This window comes from Enterobacter sp. BWH64 (genome assembly GCF_001037645.1).
In the GTDB taxonomy this organism is placed as follows: domain Bacteria; phylum Pseudomonadota; class Gammaproteobacteria; order Enterobacterales; family Enterobacteriaceae; genus Enterobacter; species Enterobacter hormaechei_C.
In genome coordinates this window covers 1226028-1242842 of the sequence record NZ_KQ089922.1, presented here as the reverse complement: position 1 = coordinate 1242842, position 16815 = coordinate 1226028, and the positions used below count along the sequence as shown (strand labels likewise).

Here is a 16815-nt window from a genome sequence, read left to right as displayed (position 1 = left end):
AACAATAAAATACAACGTATGAAAAAACGTATCCCCACCCTTCTGGCCACAATGATTGGCACCGCCCTGTATAGCCAACAGGGGCTCGCAGCCGATCTCGCCTCGCAGTGTATGCTTGGCGTCCCAAGTTACAATCGCCCACTGGTGAAAGGCGATACGAATGACTTACCCGTCACCATTAATGCCGACAGTGCAAAAGGTAATTATCCTGACAATGCGACCTTTACGGGCAATGTCGATATTAACCAGGGAAACAGTCGCCTGCTTGCTGACGAAGTGCAATTGCACCAGAAGCAACCGGAAGGTGCTCAGGCGCCTGTCCGTACGGTGGATGCGCTGGGTAATGTGCACTATGACGACAATCAGGTCATCCTGAAAGGTCCGAAAGCCTGGTCGAATCTGAATACCAAAGACACCAACGTCTGGGAAGGTGATTACCAGATGGTCGGTCGTCAGGGGCGCGGTACCGCGGACCTGATGAAGCAGCGCGGCGAAAACCGCTACACCATTCTCGAAAACGGCACGTTTACCTCCTGTTTGCCAGGGTCAAATACCTGGAGCGTTGTGGGCAGTGAAGTGATCCACGACCGTGAAGAACAGGTTGCAGAGATCTGGAACGCCCGTTTTAAACTCGGCCCGGTGCCCATTTTCTATAGCCCTTACCTGCAACTGCCTGTGGGTGACAAACGTCGTTCAGGTTTCCTGATCCCGAACGCCAAGTACAGCACGTCGAACTACTTTGAGTTCTACCTGCCGTACTACTGGAACATTGCGCCCAACATGGACGCCACGATCACGCCGCACTATATCCATAAGCGCGGTAACATCATGTGGGAGAACGAATTCCGCTATCTGACCAAGGCGGGCGCGGGTCTGATGGAATTTGATTATCTGCCATCAGATAAGGTGTTCCAGGACGAGCATCCGAGCGAAGGTGATAAGCACCGCTGGATGTACTACTGGAAGCACGCCGGGGTATTGGATCAGGTGTGGCGTTTCAACATCGACTACACCAAAGTCAGCGATCCGTATTACTTCAACGACTTTGATTCTAAATACGGCTCCAGTACCGACGGTTACGCCACGCAGAAATTCAGCGTGGGCTACGCCATTGAGAACTTTGACGCGACGGTGTCGACCAAACAGTTCCAGGTATTTGATACACAATCGCGTAGTACCTATGGTGCCGAGCCGCAGCTGGACGTGAACTGGTACCAGAACGATGTGGGTCCTTTCGACACGCGCGTTTATGCTCAGGCGGTCCATTTCGTCAACACCAACTCGGATATGCCGGAATCAACGCGTCTGCATATCGAGCCGACGATCAATCTGCCGTGGTCAAACGACTGGGCGAGCCTGAATACCGAAGCTAAGCTGATGGCCACCCACTACCAGCAGAAAAATCTGGACTGGTATAACAAACGCTATGGCACCGATCTTGAAGAGTCGGTAAACCGTACGCTTCCGCAATTCAAAATGGACGGGAAGCTGATCTTCGAACGTGATATGGGCCTTCTCGCCGATGGATACACCCAGACGCTTGAGCCGCGTATGCAGTATCTGTATGTGCCTTATCGCGATCAGAGCAAAATTCAAAACTACGACTCTTCCTTCCTGCAATCAGACTACAGCGGCCTGTTCCGTGACCGTACCTACGGCGGGCTTGACCGTATTGCGTCTGCTAACCAGTTAACGACTGGCGTCACAACGCGCGTATATGATGATGCTGCCGTTGAACGTTTTAACGTTTCTGTTGGTCAAATCTACTATTTCACCGAGTCTCGTACCGGTGATGACGACATTAACTGGGAGAAAGACAACAAAACGGGCTCACTGGTATGGGCGGGCGACACCTACTGGCGCATGACGGATCGTTGGGGTCTGCGCGGTGGTGTTCAGTACGATACACGACTGGACAATATCGCGACGGGCAGCGCAGCCATCGAATACCGTCGTGATGAAGACCGCATGTTGCAGTTGACGTACCGTTACGCCAGCCCGGAGTATATCCAGGCGACGCTGCCAAACTATGCGAATACAGACCAATACAAAGACGGTATTTCACAGGTGGGTACCGCCGCGAGCTGGCCGATCGCCGATCGTTGGTCAGTCGTCGGGGCCTACTACTATGACACGAATGCCCAAAAACCTGCTGACCAGATGCTGGGTCTGCAATACAACTCCTGCTGTTACGCAATACGTGTCGGTTACGAACGCAAACTTAACGGCTGGGATACGCAAAACAGTCAGGGCAAATATGATAACGTGATCGGCTTTAATATCGAGTTGCGCGGCCTGAGTTCTAACTACGGTCTGGGCACGCAGCAGATGCTGCGCTCGAACATTCTGCCGTATCGTAGTTCATTGTAATGTGCTTGATTTACAACGTAATCCGCTTTGCGGTTAATTGAAATGGAAAAAGTATGAAGAACTGGAAAACGCTGCTACTCGGTGTCGCTATGGTTGCGAATACCAGCTTCGCGGCCCCACAGGTTGTCGATAAAGTCGCGGCTGTGGTTAACAACGGCGTCGTGCTTGAAAGTGACGTTGACGGTTTGATGAAATCTGTAAAGCTCAACTCGGGCGAAGCAGGTCAACAGCTTCCGGATGACGCTACGCTGCGCCACCAGATCCTGGAGCGTCTGATCATGGATCAGATTGTTCTTCAGATGGGCCAGAAAATGGGCGTGACGATCTCTGACGAGCAGCTCGATCAGGCGATCGCCAACATTGCAAAGCAGAACAACATTACCCCGGATCAGATGCGTAGCCGCCTGGCCTACGACGGCATCAGCTATGCCACCTACCGTAATCAGATCCGTAAAGAGATGCTGATTTCAGAAGTGCGTAACAATGAAGTCCGTCGCCGCGTCACCATCCTGCCTCAGGAAGTGGATGCCCTGGCAAAACAGGTAGGGAATCAGAATGATGCCAGCACCGAGCTTAACCTGAGCCACATCCTGATCCCACTGCCGGAAAACCCAACCTCCGATCAGGCGGCTGAGGCGGAAAGCCAGGCGCGCGCTATCGTTGAGCAGGCGCGTAATGGCGATGACTTCGGCAAGCTGGCGATCACCTATTCCGCTGACCAGCAGGCGCTGAAAGGCGGCCAGATGGGCTGGGGGCGTATTCAGGAGCTGCCATCCCTGTTTGCCCAGGCGCTGAGCACGGCGAAGAAAGGCGACATCGTCGGTCCAATCCGTTCCGGTGTGGGCTTCCACATTCTGAAAGTGAACGACCTGCGCGGCCAGAGCCAGAACATTTCGGTTACCGAAGTGCATGCGCGTCATATCCTGCTTAAGCCGTCTCCGATCATGACTGACGATCAGGCTCGTGCGAAGCTGGAACAGATCGCGGCAGACATCAAGAGCGGTAAAACCACCTTCGATAAAGCGGCAAAAGAGTTCTCTCAGGATCCTGGCTCTGCAAACCAGGGCGGTGACCTGGGTTGGGCGGCAGCGGATATTTACGATCCGGCTTTCCGCGATGCGTTAATGAAGCTGAATAAAGGCCAGATGAGCGCGCCGGTACACTCCTCCTTCGGCTGGCATCTGATCCAGCTGATGGACACGCGCAACGTGGATAAAACCGACGCGGCGCAGAAAGACCGTGCGTATCGCATGCTGTTTAACCGTAAGTTCTCTGAAGAAGCCGCAACCTGGATGCAGGAACAACGCGCCAGCGCTTACGTGAAAGTGTTGAGCAACTGATGAAACCGCATCGTGTTGTGATCACCCCCGGCGAACCCGCCGGGATTGGGCCTGACCTTGTGGTTCAGCTCGCCCAGCGCAGCTGGCCGGTAGAGTTGGTTGTCTGCGCAGATGCAACACTGTTACAAGACCGGGCAGCTTTGCTCGGTCTGCCTTTAACGCTCCTCCCTTACGTTGAAGGCCAACAGCCCGCACCGCAGCAGGCGGGTACTCTCACCCTGCTTTCTGTTCCGCTCCGTGCGCCTGTTGTCCCCGGTGAGTTACACACCGAAAACGGCCACTACGTTGTCGAGACGCTGGCGCGCGCCTGTGACGGTTGCCTTCAGGGCGAATTTGCCGCCCTGATCACCGGTCCGGTGCATAAAGGCGTGATCAATGACGCGGGCATTCCGTTTACCGGGCATACCGAATTTTTCGAAGAGCGTTCGCACAGCCCGAAAGTGGTGATGATGCTGGCAACCGAAGCAATGCGCGTTGCGCTGGTAACAACGCACCTGCCGATCAAAGCCATTCCGGATGCCATTACGCCTGAACTCCTGCGTGAGATCATTGGCATTTTGCATCACGATCTGCAAACCAAATTCGGCATTCCGCAGCCGCATGTGCTGGTTTGCGGCCTGAATCCGCACGCGGGTGAGGGCGGACATATGGGCACCGAAGAGATCGACACCATCATTCCGGTGCTTGAGGAGATGCGGGCGAAGGGGATGAACCTCAGCGGGCCTCTGCCTGCCGACACCCTTTTCCAGCCCAAATACCTGGATAATGCCGACGCCGTACTCGCGATGTACCACGATCAGGGTCTGCCCGTGCTAAAATACCAGGGCTTTGGCCGCGGGGTGAATATCACCCTCGGTTTACCCTTTATTCGAACGTCCGTTGACCACGGTACTGCGCTGGATCTGGCAGGCCAGGGAAAAGCGGATGTCGGCAGTTTTATTACGGCGCTTAATCTCGCCATCAAAATGATTGTTAATACTCAATGACTAATCGAGTCCATCAGGGCCACTTAGCCCGTAAACGCTTCGGGCAAAACTTCCTCAACGATCAGTTTGTGATCGACAGTATCGTTTCTGCCATTAATCCGCAGAAAGGTCAGGCCATGGTCGAAATCGGCCCGGGTCTTGCCGCGCTGACCGAGCCGGTAGGCGAACGCCTCGACGAACTGACCGTTATCGAACTCGACCGCGATCTGGCCGCGCGTCTGCAAACGCACCCGTTCCTCGGGCCGAAGCTGACGATTTATCAGCAGGATGCGATGACCATGAACTTTGGCGAACTGTCAGAAAAAATGGGACAGCCGCTGCGCGTGTTCGGTAACCTGCCGTACAACATCTCCACCCCGCTGATGTTCCATCTGTTTAGCTATACTGATGCCATTGCCGACATGCACTTCATGTTGCAAAAAGAGGTCGTTAACCGTCTGGTTGCAGGGCCGAACAGTAAAGCGTATGGTCGTTTAAGCGTGATGGCGCAATATTACTGCAACGTGATCCCGGTATTAGAAGTACCGCCTTCCGCATTCACGCCACCGCCAAAGGTAGATTCTGCGGTTGTGCGCCTGGTGCCACATAAAACGATGCCGTACCCGGTCAAAGACCTGCGCGTGCTGAGCCGTATCACGACAGAAGCCTTTAACCAGCGCCGTAAAACGATTCGTAACAGCCTTGGCAATCTGTTTACCGTTGACGTATTAGCTGAGCTGGGCATCGACCCGGCAATGCGTGCGGAAAATATTTCCGTAGAGCAGTACTGCAAGCTGGCTAATTACATCAGCGACAATGCGCCGCCGAAGGAGAGCTAAGCCATGATTGATTCGCCCCGCGTCTGTGTTCAGGTTCAAAGCGTCTACATTGAGTCCCAATCCACACCGGATGAAGAACGTTTTGTCTTTGCTTATACCGTAACCATTCGCAATCTGGGGCGGATGCCTGTGCAACTGCTCGGGCGCTACTGGCTTATCACCAACGGCAATGGCCGTGAAATTGAAGTCCAGGGCGAAGGCGTGGTCGGTGAACAACCCCATATCGCCCCTGGCGAAGAGTATCAGTACACCAGCGGCGCGGTAATTGAAACGCCGCTGGGTACCATGCAGGGCCATTATGAAATGGTCGATGCCGACGGCAATGCTTTCCGCATTGCTATTCCCGTATTCCGTCTCGCCGTACCTACACTTATTCATTAATCTAATGTCTACATATCTGATTGGCGACGTTCACGGTTGCTACGATGAACTGATCGCATTATTAAAACAGGTCGACTTCACCCCCGGGCAGGACACGCTCTGGCTGACGGGCGACTTAGTGGCGCGCGGTCCCGGTTCCCTGGACGTCCTCCGCTATGTCAAATCGCTGGGTGACAGTGTGCGCATGGTGCTGGGCAACCACGATCTGCATCTGCTGGCCGTATACGCCGGGATCAGCCGTAATAAGCCGAAAGATCGCATTACCCCCCTGCTGGAAGCACCGGATGCCGATGAGTTGCTCAACTGGCTGCGTCGCCAGCCGCTGCTACAGATTGACGAAGAGAAAAAACTGGTGATGGCGCATGCCGGCATCACGCCTCAGTGGGATCTTGAGACGGCAAAAACCTGCGCGCGCGACGCCGAAGCGGTGCTGGCGAGCGACTCCTACCCGTTCTTCCTTGATGCGATGTACGGCGACATGCCAAATAACTGGAGTGATGACCTCAGCGGCCTGGCACGACTGCGTTTTATCACCAATGCTTTTACGCGGATGCGCTACTGCTTCCCGAACGGGCAACTGGATATGTATTGCAAAGATACGCCTGAAAATGCCCCTGCGCCGCTTAAGCCATGGTTTGCGATTCCGGGCCCCGTGACAAACGAATACAGTGTGGTATTTGGACACTGGGCATCGCTGGAAGGAAAAGGCACCCCGGAAAATATCTATGCGCTGGATACCGGATGCTGCTGGGGCGGGGATTTAACCTGCTTACGCTGGGAAGATAAAACTTACTTTGTGCAGCCATCCAACCGACAGCTGGACTTAGGCGAGGGTGAGGCAGTCGCCTCCTGAAGATGTTTATCCTCTCCCTTCGGGGAGAGGATAAAACCGTTAACGACGTTCCAGAATTTCGAAGCAGTAGCTGTGTGAGTTCTGCGCATCCGCATCGTGAAACTCACTGAATACGGACTCCCACTCGTCCGGATCGTAATCCGGGAAATGGGTATCCCCTTCCACTTCCGCATCAATGTGCGTCAGATACAGTTTCTGCGCTTTTGGCAGGAACTGCTCATACACACGCCCCCCGCCGATCACCATGATCTCTTCGGCATCGCCGCAGGCGGCAATGGCTTCATCTACGGACTTAACCCACTGAACGCGATCGTCAGTGCCCGGCTGGCTACTGATCACAATATTCTTACGACCCGGCAGCGGACGACCAATCGACTCCCAGGTCAGGCGGCCCATCACTACCGGCTTGTTTAACGTAGTACGTTTAAACCATGCGAGATCGGCAGGCAGGTTCCACGGCATGGCGTTTTCCATGCCGATAACGCGGTCTACCGCCAGCGCTGCAATCAGACTGATCATTGAAAATTTCCCGGATGCAAAAAATTGCCGCCACTATACGGAAAGCTTAATCTTTCGTCGACTGGCGGCAGGGTAAAGAATTAGAAATTTTTTAATATTGCTGGCAACTCCACTTCACGCAGAGGGTTTACTCTCCGGTTCATCCGCAGGATCACCAGTATGCTTGCCCTCTTCCGTTCCTTGCCAGCCGTGGCGCTGAACCAGCGACAGATGATTACGATCCTCGTTGATGATCTCCGTCAGCATGGTGCTGGTGCGTTTAAACACCGCAGCGCGTTCGGTTGCCGTACTGCTCGCCATCGCCACCATCTCTTCCACCATCTCATGATTAAAACGGCGGAACAGATCGGCACGCTCACGTGCCTCATACGCGCCAAGCCCCAGGCTTTCCAGCGCCATGCGGCCAGATTTGAGCGCCCCTTCGAAGGTTTCACGTTCAGGGGCTGCCACACCCGCCTGACGCAGCTGGATGTAGTGATCCACATCGCGCGCACGGGAGATAATGGTCAGATGCGGAAAATGCTCTTTGACCAGCTCAACCATCTGCATACTGGTCTCTGGATCGTCAATGGCATTAATCAACACCTCGGCTTTCGCCGCCCCGGCGGATTCCAGCAGATCGACGCGGGTCGCATCACCGTAAAACACTTTCATATCGAATTTACGCAGCGTATCGACATGGTCAGGATCGTGATCGAGAATGACCATTTTGACACCGCTGGAGAGCAGTAAACGGCCAGTAATCTGCCCGAAGCGGCCAAATCCGGCGATGATCACCCGCGGCTGCTCCTCGTCGATCTCATCGGCTTCTCGCTCCTGTTCGCTTCCCGTTTTCTCCAGACGCGTCAGCAGCACCAACAGGATCGGCGTTGCGGCCATCGACAGCGCAACCGCCAGCGTCAGCGCTTTTGCCCATTCCGGATCAAGTACATTTGCCATCTGCGCTGCGCCAAAGACAACGAAAGCAAACTCACTCCCCTGCCCCAGCAGCACGGCAAACCAGCGGCGTTGCGGTTTTGGCACATTTAACGGGCGGGCAATCAGCCACAGCATCGCCATTTTAATGACCAGGAAACCCACCAGCAGAATGATGATGCGCAGCGGATGGGTTACCAGCGTCCCGAAGTCGATAGACATCCCGACGCCGATGAAAAACAGCCCCAGCAGCAATCCTTTAAACGGCTCGATATCGCTTTCCAGCGCGTGACGGTATTCGGAGCTTGCCAGTAAGACTCCCGCGAGGAAGGCGCCCATTGCCATCGACAGCCCGGCCTCTTCCAGCAGCAATCCAAAACCAAACACCAGGAATAACGCAACGGCGCTGAATACTTCGCGCAGGCCAGAGCGAGCAACAAAGCGCAGCAGCGGACGCGTTACGTAGCGACCAAGCAGAACAACCAGCGCCAGCGCACCGGCAACCTTCAGCGCTGATAAGGCAAATGCCCCCAGCGTCGTTGATGCGCCGCTGGTTGCCAGCAGCGGGATCATCGCCACCAGCGGGATGGCGGCAATATCCTGGAACAACAGTATGGAGAAGGTGCTGCGCCCCATTTGCGACACCGTCAGATTACGCTCGTTCATTGCCTGCATGGCAATCGCCGTCGAGGAGAGCGCCAGCGTCATGCCGATCAGCTCTGCGACTTTCCACTCCATCCCCAGCAGAATGCAGAACCCGCCCAACAGCAGACCGCAGGCCAGCATTTGCAGGGCGCCTCCGCCAAACACCGAGGCGCGCAGTTTCCACAGCCGCTGCGGATCCAGCTCCAGACCAATCACAAACAGCATCAGCACCACGCCGATCTCCGCAAAATGCAGGATCGACTCGGCATCCGTCACCAGCCGAAAGCCCCAGGGGCCAATCACACACCCGGCAATCAGATAGCCGAGCACCGAGCCCAGCCCCAGACGAACCGCCACGGGCACAATTAATGCCGCCGCGCCGAGGTAAATCAGCGCCTGTATCAGCGTATGGCTATCCATTGTGCGTCTCCTGCCACTCAAGTAAACGTTGTTTGTAGTGACGAGCCTGCGCCTGCAAGGTTTCATCGTCGCAGACAAAGGTACAGTGCATCGCAAAAGGCGGAAGCCAGTTCAGACCGCAGTAAAGGGCAGTAGCCTGGAGCGGCTGCGCCAGCACGTCAAATCCGGGGAAGGCGCCAATCTCAAAGTGGCTTTCCCCCCCGCCGGTGGTAACAGCCCACATCAGGCTTTTGCCCTGAAGCGCGTTGCCGTTGTGCCCATATGCCCAACCGTGGGAGAAAACTTTGTCGATCCACAATTTCAGCAGCGGAGGCGTGCTGTACCACTGCATCGGATGCTGCCAGACGATCAGATCGGCACGGGAGAGCGCCTCCTGTTCGGCGGCGACATCGATATTGAAATCAGGATAGAGTTGATAGAGGGAACGTATCTCTACGTTTTCAAGCGTCCTTGCCTGCTCAAGCATCCGCTTATTCGCATGCGAGTGCTGCGGATAGGGGTGCGCATAAATTATCAGAATCATGTATATGCCCGTCTTTTACTTTTCTTGTGCAATGAGTGTAGACAGTTACCACCCCGACTTAAAGAGGCCATCTTACGCTTCAAAGTAAAACGCAAGTATTGGCAATCATCACCACCTTAACAGCGATTACGGCGCTAAAGAAAGAAAACGACGCGTACGACAAATTCATGCCGCAAAATAATAGTAACAACTCATATTGCCAACAGATATTTTTAGAGGACCTTAAGTCATTCTTTAATAAAACAGTCTGTACATAACCCATTGAAAAAATAATAATTTTACGCTCTTTGTTTTGAGCTCATTATTTAGGCGGTCGATATACGTTTCACACACGTGTCGAATATTCCTTCTCACTCAAATGGATGTGTACATGAGCAACAAACCCTCCCAATTAAATAATACAACCAAAACTCTGGGAAAGATATTTCCTGCCTTGTTGATATGCACCCCTGCGGTTGCGTTTTCTGCAACGATTGACCAATCAACTTCTGTTCCTCAAGATTTCTCAGCCGATGCTGAATATGTTATTAATAAAGACGTGACGATATCTTCCGCAGATAGTGAAGCGGCGGTATCTGTCACTGGGTTTACTATCAATAATATCACTAACGAAGGGAATATTTCCGGTAGGGAAACTGGCCTGGATATAAATACTGCCGCGCAACGTGTTGTGGTGAATAACGAGGAAGGTGCCGCCATCACATCGAAATCGGCTACAGCTATTAGTATTGAATCAATGCAAGGTGAAATTAGCAACCGTGGGAATATAACCGCTTTTGAGGATGGTATATTCGTTAGTGAAAACTCATCGGCTGTAAGTATTTCAAATAGCACAACCGGAGTTATTAAAGGTAAAACTGGCCTGAACGCACTTGCAGGCGTTGCCATTAATAATGCGGGTACGATCACTGGCACAGCGAATGATGGAATCGCTCTGAGCGAGGGTAACACTAAGGTCATAAATACTGGTAACGTGCAGGGTGCGCAATACGGTTTTAATGTAACGAATAATGCAAAAGTAGATATCACGAATAGCGGAACGATTAGTGGTGATACAGCCGCTGTTATGTTTGCCAGCAATAAAAATAACACCCTGGTGCTTGATACGGGTTCCACTCTTATCGGTGACGTTATTTCCACCAATTCCACGGGAAACACTCTCACCCTGATCGGCACCGGTACGGAAGACAGTAACTTTGTGGGTCTGAACGAAGGCGACGGTTTTGCCAGTATAAAAATGATGGGCGAAAATTGGGCGCTGTCGGGCGATCTCGATATTATTGGCTCTGGCGATTCCTTGCTGATAGACACGGGCGCGTTAACCCTGTCAGGCGCGGTATCGAATACCGGTAATACACGGGTGGCCAAAGATGCTTCGTTGCAACTGGGCGATGGCGAAAAAACCGCGACCCTCAGCGGTGGGCTCACCAACAACGGTACCGTCATTTTTAACGAGGGAAGCGATTTCACTTTCGCCACCGACATGACCGGTAGCGGTAACGTCGAAAAAGTCGATTCCAACACCCTGACCCTGACGGGCAAAAATAGCTATACAGGGGATACGGTTCTGCACGGCGGTACCACGCTGGTCTCCACCGACGCAACGCTCGGCGTCAAGGGCAGTAACGCCACCGTTACCGTTGAAAATGGCGCGACCTTTGCCACCGCAGGCGAAGTGAACAACAACATCGCGGTTCTTAGCGGCGGTACGCTGGCGGCATGGAATGCAGTCCAGGGTAACTCCACGCTCAGCGCTTCCGGCGTCGATACCATCAACGGCAACGTAACTAATGGCGGCACGCTGTTACTCAGTGCGGCTGATAATAGCGTTGGCAATAATTTTACGATTAATGGCGACTACACCGGCTCTGACGGTAGCCAGATCGTGATGAACAGCACCCTGGGTGAAGATAATTCACCAACTGATCACCTCACTATTACGGGTAGCAGCTTCGGTCAGTCTGGCATCAGCATCACCAACATTGGCGGCGCAGGCGCGCAAACCATTAACGGTATGGAAATTGTCAGCATCGGCGGCAGTTCCGAAGCCCAACTGACGCTGGCAAAACCGGTCGTTGCAGGCGCCTGGGAATATAGCCTCTACCAGCACAGTGACGGCAACTGGTATCTGGAATCAAAGGCGACGCCTTCTGATGAGCCTTCCGATGACACCGATGACGGTGGCAATACTGATGATGGCGGTAATACCGATGATGGTGGTAATACCGATGATGGTGGCAACACCGATAACGGCGGCAACACCGATAACGGCGGCAACACCGATAACGGCGGCAACACCGATAACAGCGGCAACACCGACAACGGCGGCAACACCGACAACGGCGGCAACACCGATGATGGTGGCAACACCGACAACGGCGGCAACACTGACAACGGCGGTAACACCGATAACGGCGGCAACACTGACAACGGCGGTAACAATGCTCCGGAAGTCATGGCACCTGAAGTGGGTGCTTACTTAGGTAACTACCTTGCCGCACAGGGCATGTTCCTGCATAAGCGTGACGATCGCGACCAGATCACCTTCCGCAATGAAGACGACCTGAACACCTGGATGTACGTTAAGGGTCGCTATCACGAGAACGATGCGGGTGGCGATAAAGTCAGCTACGACACCACCACCACCGTACTGCAAGTCGGCAGCGATTTCATGAGCAAGCCAATGGATAACGGCATCCTGCGTGCTGGCGGGATGTTCGGTGCAGGCCAGGCGAAGACCCACTCTGATGCGAAGCACAACGTACGTGACGCACAGGGTAAGGTTGATGGCTTCAATGTTGGGCTGTACGCCACCTGGCAGGAAGATCAGAAATTACGTCTGGGCAGCTACGTTGATACCTGGGCCGCTTATAGCTGGTACAACAACAACGTCACCAGCAATCGCAACGATGAAGACTACGATAGTGAAGGTTTCGCCGCGTCTGTTGAAGTCGGCCACGCGTGGATAATCCAGTCTGAAAATGAACGCACCTGGAAGATCGAGCCGCAGGCGCAGGTGATCTACAGCTATCTCGATCAGGAAAATCATACCGATCGCGACGGCGTACGCGTCACTACCCTGGACAATGACAGCGTCTTTGGTCGTCTCGGCGTTAAAGCAAGCTACTTCCAGCAGAAGGACGTCAAGGCCTGGCAGCCGTACGTTGCGGTTAACTGGTTGAAAGGTGCTGGTCAAAACGATCTGGCATTCAACGACGAGACCGTCAGCAACGATACGCCGGAAGATCGTGGTCAGTTAGAGTTGGGCTTAACCGGCAACCTGAACGAAACCACGACGATCTCCCTGCGTGCCAGCGGCGAGTGGGGTGAAAACAGCTATGCCGCCTACGGCGGTCATATTTTGTTAAACCATCGCTGGTAATCGATCATCCTGAAGCAAAAAAGCAGTGGCATGTGCCACTGCTTTTTTTTAGTTATCCAGCTCGCCCATTGATTTAACCTGGTCACGGTTAATCTGTTCAGTTTGACCGGTTTCGGCGTTTTTGTACGATACCAGACCGGTATCGTCATCCACCTGCGGTTTCCCGTCAGTAACAATCGTTTTGCCATCGGTGGTTTTTACGGCCTGATTGGACGAACAGCCCGCCACGGTGAACATTGCGGTGGCAGCCAGAACGGAAGCGATCAGTAGTTTATTTTGCATGGTGTATTCCCCTGCTCTCAGTTGAATTTTCGTTATCGACCTAACTATTTTAGGCTAACTGACTGAAAGCGGATGAAAAACCAGAAGGTTCTTAAGATGGGAAAATTGCCCGGTAACCGGATGGCACCGGGCAATGTGTGTTACTTGCTAATCTGAGCGTGCATTTCCTGCACCGAAATCACCTTCTCGGTGGCATCCGCATTCAGCGCCATGGCCGTCGCGAAACCGCCGTTCAGGGTGGTGTCGTAATGCACTTTGTACTGGAGCGCGCTGCGGCGAATCAGTTTGGAGTCTTCAATCGCCTGGCGACCTGCGGTGGTGTTAATGATGTAGGTGTACTCGCCATTCTTAATGCGGTCCTGAATGTGCGGACGACCTTCATGCACTTTGTTCACCAGACGCGGGTTGATACCCGCTTCACCCAACACAATCGCCGTACCGTGAGTGGCGTCCAGCTCGAAGCCCTGTTTCAGCAGCTTGGCAGCCAGGTCAACCACGCGCTCTTTATCGCCTTCGCGAACGGAGAGCAGCGCACGGCCAGATTTTCTCATGGTGGAGCTACTGCCCAGCTGCGCTTTCGCAAAAGCTTCTGCGAAGGTACGGCCAACGCCCATCACTTCCCCGGTAGAGCGCATCTCTGGCCCTAACAGCGGGTCAACGCCCGGGAATTTGTTGAACGGCAGTACCACCTCTTTCACCGAGTAGTAAGGCGGGATAATTTCTTTCGTGACGCCCTGCTGAGCCAGCGTCTGGCCAGCCATCACGCGCGCCGCCACTTTCGCCAGCGGAATACCGGTCGCTTTGGAGACGAACGGTACGGTACGCGCCGCACGCGGGTTGACTTCAATCAGATAGACTTCGTTGTCTTTTACCGCGAACTGAACGTTCATCAGGCCGCGGACCTGGAGTTCGAAGGCCAGCTTCTGCACCTGCTGGCGCATCACGTCCTGAATCTCCTGGCTCAGGGTGTACGCTGGCAGAGAACAGGCGGAGTCACCGGAGTGCACGCCCGCCTGCTCGATGTGCTCCATGATGCCGCCAATCAGCACCCTTTCGCCGTCGCAGACGGCATCCACGTCGACTTCAACCGCGTCGTCGAGGAAGCGGTCGAGCAGCACTGGCGCATCGTTGGAAACGCTCACCGCCGTCTGGAAGTAGCGACGCAGGTCCGCTTCGTCGTAGACGATTTCCATCGCGCGGCCGCCCAGTACGTAGGATGGACGCACCACCAGCGGGTAGCCGATCTCTTTCGCTTTCTCAACGGCCATTTCAATTGCGGTCACGGTGGCGTTCGCCGGCTGTTTCAGTTTGAGACGGTCAACCGCCTGCTGGAAACGCTCGCGGTCTTCCGCACGGTCAATCGCATCCGGGCTGGTGCCGATAACCGGCACACCTGCTGCTTCCAGCGCGCGCGCCAGCTTCAGCGGAGTCTGGCCGCCGTACTGCACGATCACGCCTTTTGGCTTCTCGATGCGCACGATTTCCAGCACGTCTTCCAGAGTGACCGGCTCGAAGTAGAGGCGGTCGGAAGTGTCGTAGTCGGTCGAGACGGTTTCCGGGTTACAGTTGACCATAATGGTCTCGTAACCGTCTTCGCGCAGCGCCAGTGAGGCGTGTACGCAGCAGTAGTCAAACTCGATGCCCTGGCCGATACGGTTTGGACCGCCGCCCAGCACCATAATCTTGTCGCGGTCGACGGACGGGTTCGCTTCGCACTCCTCTTCATAGGTGGAGTACATGTATGCGGTATCGGTCGAGAATTCAGCCGCACAGGTGTCCACGCGCTTGTAGACCGGGTGCAGGTCGTACTGGTCGCGCAGCTTGCGGATTTCCGCTTCACGCACGCCCGCCAACTTAGCCAGACGCGCATCGGCGAAGCCTTTACGCTTCAACATGCGCAGGAAGTCTGCGTCCAGGCCGTTGATGCCCAGCTCCGCCACTTTCTCTTCCAGACGCACCAGCTCTTCAATCTGCACCAGGAACCAGCGGTCAATGTTAGTCAGGTTAAATACGCCGTCGACTGACAGGCCCGCGCGGAAGGCATCGGCGATGTACCAGATACGCTCTGCGCCCGCGTCTTTCAGCTCGCGGCGGATTTTGGTCAGCGCTTCCGGGTCGTCCAGGCTGACTTTCGGGTCAAAGCCGGTCGCGCCCACTTCCAGGCCGCGCAGCGCTTTTTGCAGGGATTCCTGCTGCGTGCGGCCAATCGCCATGACTTCACCAACGGATTTCATCTGGGTAGTCAGACGGTCGTTGGCGCCGACGAATTTCTCGAAGTTAAAGCGTGGAATTTTGGTCACAACGTAGTCGATGGACGGTTCGAAGGACGCTGGCGTGCGGCCACCGGTGATATCGTTCATCAGCTCGTCAAGGGTGTAACCCACCGCCAGTTTCGCCGCCACTTTCGCAATCGGGAAGCCGGTGGCTTTGGAGGCCAGCGCGGAGGAACGGGACACACGCGGGTTCATTTCGATAACAATCAGACGGCCGGTTTTCGGGTTCACCGAGAACTGCACGTTAGAGCCGCCGGTTTCCACGCCGATTTCACGCAGTACCGCCATCGAGGCGTTACGCATGATTTGGTACTCTTTGTCGGTCAGCGTCTGAGCTGGCGCAACGGTGATGGAGTCACCGGTGTGGATCCCCATCGCGTCGAAGTTTTCGATGGAGCAGACGATGATGCAGTTGTCGTTTTTATCACGCACCACTTCCATCTCGTACTCTTTCCAGCCAATCAGCGATTCATCAATCAGCAACTCTTTGGTTGGGGAGAGATCCAGGCCGCGCTCGCAAATTTCTTCAAACTCTTCGCGGTTGTAGGCAATACCGCCGCCGGTGCCACCCATGGTGAAGGAAGGGCGGATGATGCACGGATAACCCACTTCAGCCGCAACGGCCAGCGCTTCTTCCATATTGTGCGCGATACCGGAACGTGCGGTATCAAGGCCAATTTTTTTCATTGCCACGTCGAAGCGGCGACGGTCTTCTGCTTTATCAATCGCGTCGGCGGTCGCACCGATCATGGTCACGCCGAACTCTTCCAGCACGCCCTGACGCTCCAGCTCCAGCGCACAGTTCAGCGCCGTCTGGCCGCCCATGGTCGGCAGCACCGCGTCCGGACGCTCTTTCTCGATAATTTTGCGTACCACTTCCCAGTGAATCGGCTCGATGTAGGTCGCATCCGCCATTTCCGGGTCGGTCATGATGGTGGCCGGGTTAGAGTTTACCAGGATGACACGGTAACCCTCTTCACGCAGGGCTTTACACGCCTGCGCACCGGAGTAGTCGAATTCGCAGGCCTGGCCGATGACAATCGGGCCAGCGCCAAGGATCAGGATGCTTTTTATGTCTGTACGTTTTGGCATGGTCTTCTCAGCTCCT

At 54.7% G+C, this 16815-nt stretch carries 12 protein-coding genes; 7 read left to right on the top strand and 5 right to left on the bottom strand.

The genetic code is table 11. The features are described 5' to 3' along the window. The first annotated feature begins 18 nt into the window (after window positions 1-18). From lptD to apaH, 6 genes are read left to right on the top strand one after another with little or no spacing between them, the layout of a single operon-like run. Window positions 19-2370 carry an LPS assembly protein LptD gene (lptD, locus tag SK50_RS05930; RefSeq protein ID WP_017383802.1) on the top strand — a complete coding sequence of 784 codons (2352 nt, stop codon included), beginning with the start codon at window positions 19-21 and terminating at the stop codon, window positions 2368-2370. Window positions 2371-2423: 53 nt separating this feature from the next. Further along, window positions 2424-3710: a peptidylprolyl isomerase SurA gene (gene surA, locus SK50_RS05925; protein WP_017383803.1), complete on the top strand. Its 1287-nt coding sequence runs from the start codon at window positions 2424-2426 to the stop codon at window positions 3708-3710. Next, entirely contained in the window at window positions 3710-4696 is a 987-nt protein-coding gene (gene pdxA / locus SK50_RS05920) for a 4-hydroxythreonine-4-phosphate dehydrogenase PdxA (protein WP_015572650.1), read from the top strand. The genes surA and pdxA overlap by 1 nt, the downstream gene beginning before the upstream one ends. Further along, window positions 4693-5514, top strand: a complete 822-nt coding sequence (gene rsmA, locus SK50_RS05915) for a 16S rRNA (adenine(1518)-N(6)/adenine(1519)-N(6))-dimethyltransferase RsmA (RefSeq protein WP_003856423.1) — start codon at window positions 4693-4695, stop codon at window positions 5512-5514. Before pdxA ends, rsmA begins: the two co-directional genes overlap by 4 nt. A 3-nt stretch (window positions 5515-5517) precedes the next feature. Continuing rightward, a complete protein-coding gene (apaG, locus tag SK50_RS05910) occupies window positions 5518-5895 on the top strand; it encodes a Co2+/Mg2+ efflux protein ApaG (RefSeq protein WP_003856425.1) in 378 nt (125 codons plus the stop codon). A gap of 4 nt (window positions 5896-5899) precedes the next feature. Continuing rightward, window positions 5900-6748: a bis(5'-nucleosyl)-tetraphosphatase (symmetrical) ApaH gene (apaH, locus tag SK50_RS05905; RefSeq protein WP_015572649.1), complete on the top strand. Its 849-nt coding sequence runs from the start codon at window positions 5900-5902 to the stop codon at window positions 6746-6748. A 39-nt stretch (window positions 6749-6787) separates the two neighbouring features. Here the strand turns inward: apaH and folA are convergent, their stop codons facing one another. The 3 genes from folA to kefF form a co-directional block, all read right to left on the bottom strand. After that, window positions 6788-7267 carry a type 3 dihydrofolate reductase gene (gene folA / locus SK50_RS05900; RefSeq protein ID WP_003856431.1) on the bottom strand — a complete coding sequence of 160 codons (480 nt, stop codon included), beginning with the start codon at window positions 7265-7267 and terminating at the stop codon, window positions 6788-6790. A gap of 114 nt (window positions 7268-7381) precedes the next feature. Continuing rightward, a complete protein-coding gene (gene kefC / locus SK50_RS05895; RefSeq protein ID WP_017694533.1) occupies window positions 7382-9247 on the bottom strand; it encodes a glutathione-regulated potassium-efflux system protein KefC in 1866 nt (621 codons plus the stop codon). Then, window positions 9240-9770 carry a glutathione-regulated potassium-efflux system oxidoreductase KefF gene (gene kefF / locus SK50_RS05890; protein WP_017383806.1) on the bottom strand — a complete coding sequence of 177 codons (531 nt, stop codon included), beginning with the start codon at window positions 9768-9770 and terminating at the stop codon, window positions 9240-9242. Before kefF ends, kefC begins: the two co-directional genes overlap by 8 nt. 370 nt (window positions 9771-10140) lie before the next feature. Here kefF and SK50_RS05885 point away from each other — a divergent pair, with 370 nt between their 5' ends. After that, a complete protein-coding gene (locus tag SK50_RS05885) occupies window positions 10141-13152 on the top strand; it encodes an autotransporter family protein (protein ID WP_181010110.1) in 3012 nt (1003 codons plus the stop codon). Window positions 13153-13200: 48 nt separating this feature from the next. Here SK50_RS05885 and SK50_RS05880 read toward each other — a convergent pair whose 3' ends face one another. Both SK50_RS05880 and carB read right to left on the bottom strand, forming a co-directional pair. Next, window positions 13201-13434 carry a YgdI/YgdR family lipoprotein gene (locus SK50_RS05880; RefSeq protein WP_003856439.1) on the bottom strand — a complete coding sequence of 78 codons (234 nt, stop codon included), beginning with the start codon at window positions 13432-13434 and terminating at the stop codon, window positions 13201-13203. Window positions 13435-13574: 140 nt separating this feature from the next. Next, on the bottom strand, window positions 13575-16799 hold the full coding sequence (carB, locus tag SK50_RS05875; RefSeq protein WP_045333725.1) for a carbamoyl-phosphate synthase large subunit: 3225 nt from the start codon (window positions 16797-16799) through the stop codon (window positions 13575-13577). Between the last annotated feature and the right edge of the window lie 16 nt (window positions 16800-16815).

Coding starts and splice junctions, on each gene's coding strand:
- SK50_RS05880 (WP_003856439.1), bottom strand. CDS start 13,434: ATGCAAAATAAACTACTGATCGCTTCCGTTCTGGCTGCCACCGCAATG.
- folA (WP_003856431.1), bottom strand. CDS start 7,267: ATGATCAGTCTGATTGCAGCGCTGGCGGTAGACCGCGTTATCGGCATG.
- kefC (WP_017694533.1), bottom strand. CDS start 9,247: ATGGATAGCCATACGCTGATACAGGCGCTGATTTACCTCGGCGCGGCG.
- surA (WP_017383803.1), top strand. CDS start 2,424: ATGAAGAACTGGAAAACGCTGCTACTCGGTGTCGCTATGGTTGCGAAT.
- apaG (WP_003856425.1), top strand. CDS start 5,518: ATGATTGATTCGCCCCGCGTCTGTGTTCAGGTTCAAAGCGTCTACATT.
- rsmA (WP_003856423.1), top strand. CDS start 4,693: ATGACTAATCGAGTCCATCAGGGCCACTTAGCCCGTAAACGCTTCGGG.
- lptD (WP_017383802.1), top strand. CDS start 19: ATGAAAAAACGTATCCCCACCCTTCTGGCCACAATGATTGGCACCGCC.
- carB (WP_045333725.1), bottom strand. CDS start 16,799: ATGCCAAAACGTACAGACATAAAAAGCATCCTGATCCTTGGCGCTGGC.
- SK50_RS05885 (WP_181010110.1), top strand. CDS start 10,141: ATGAGCAACAAACCCTCCCAATTAAATAATACAACCAAAACTCTGGGA.
- apaH (WP_015572649.1), top strand. CDS start 5,900: ATGTCTACATATCTGATTGGCGACGTTCACGGTTGCTACGATGAACTG.
- kefF (WP_017383806.1), bottom strand. CDS start 9,770: ATGATTCTGATAATTTATGCGCACCCCTATCCGCAGCACTCGCATGCG.
- pdxA (WP_015572650.1), top strand. CDS start 3,710: ATGAAACCGCATCGTGTTGTGATCACCCCCGGCGAACCCGCCGGGATT.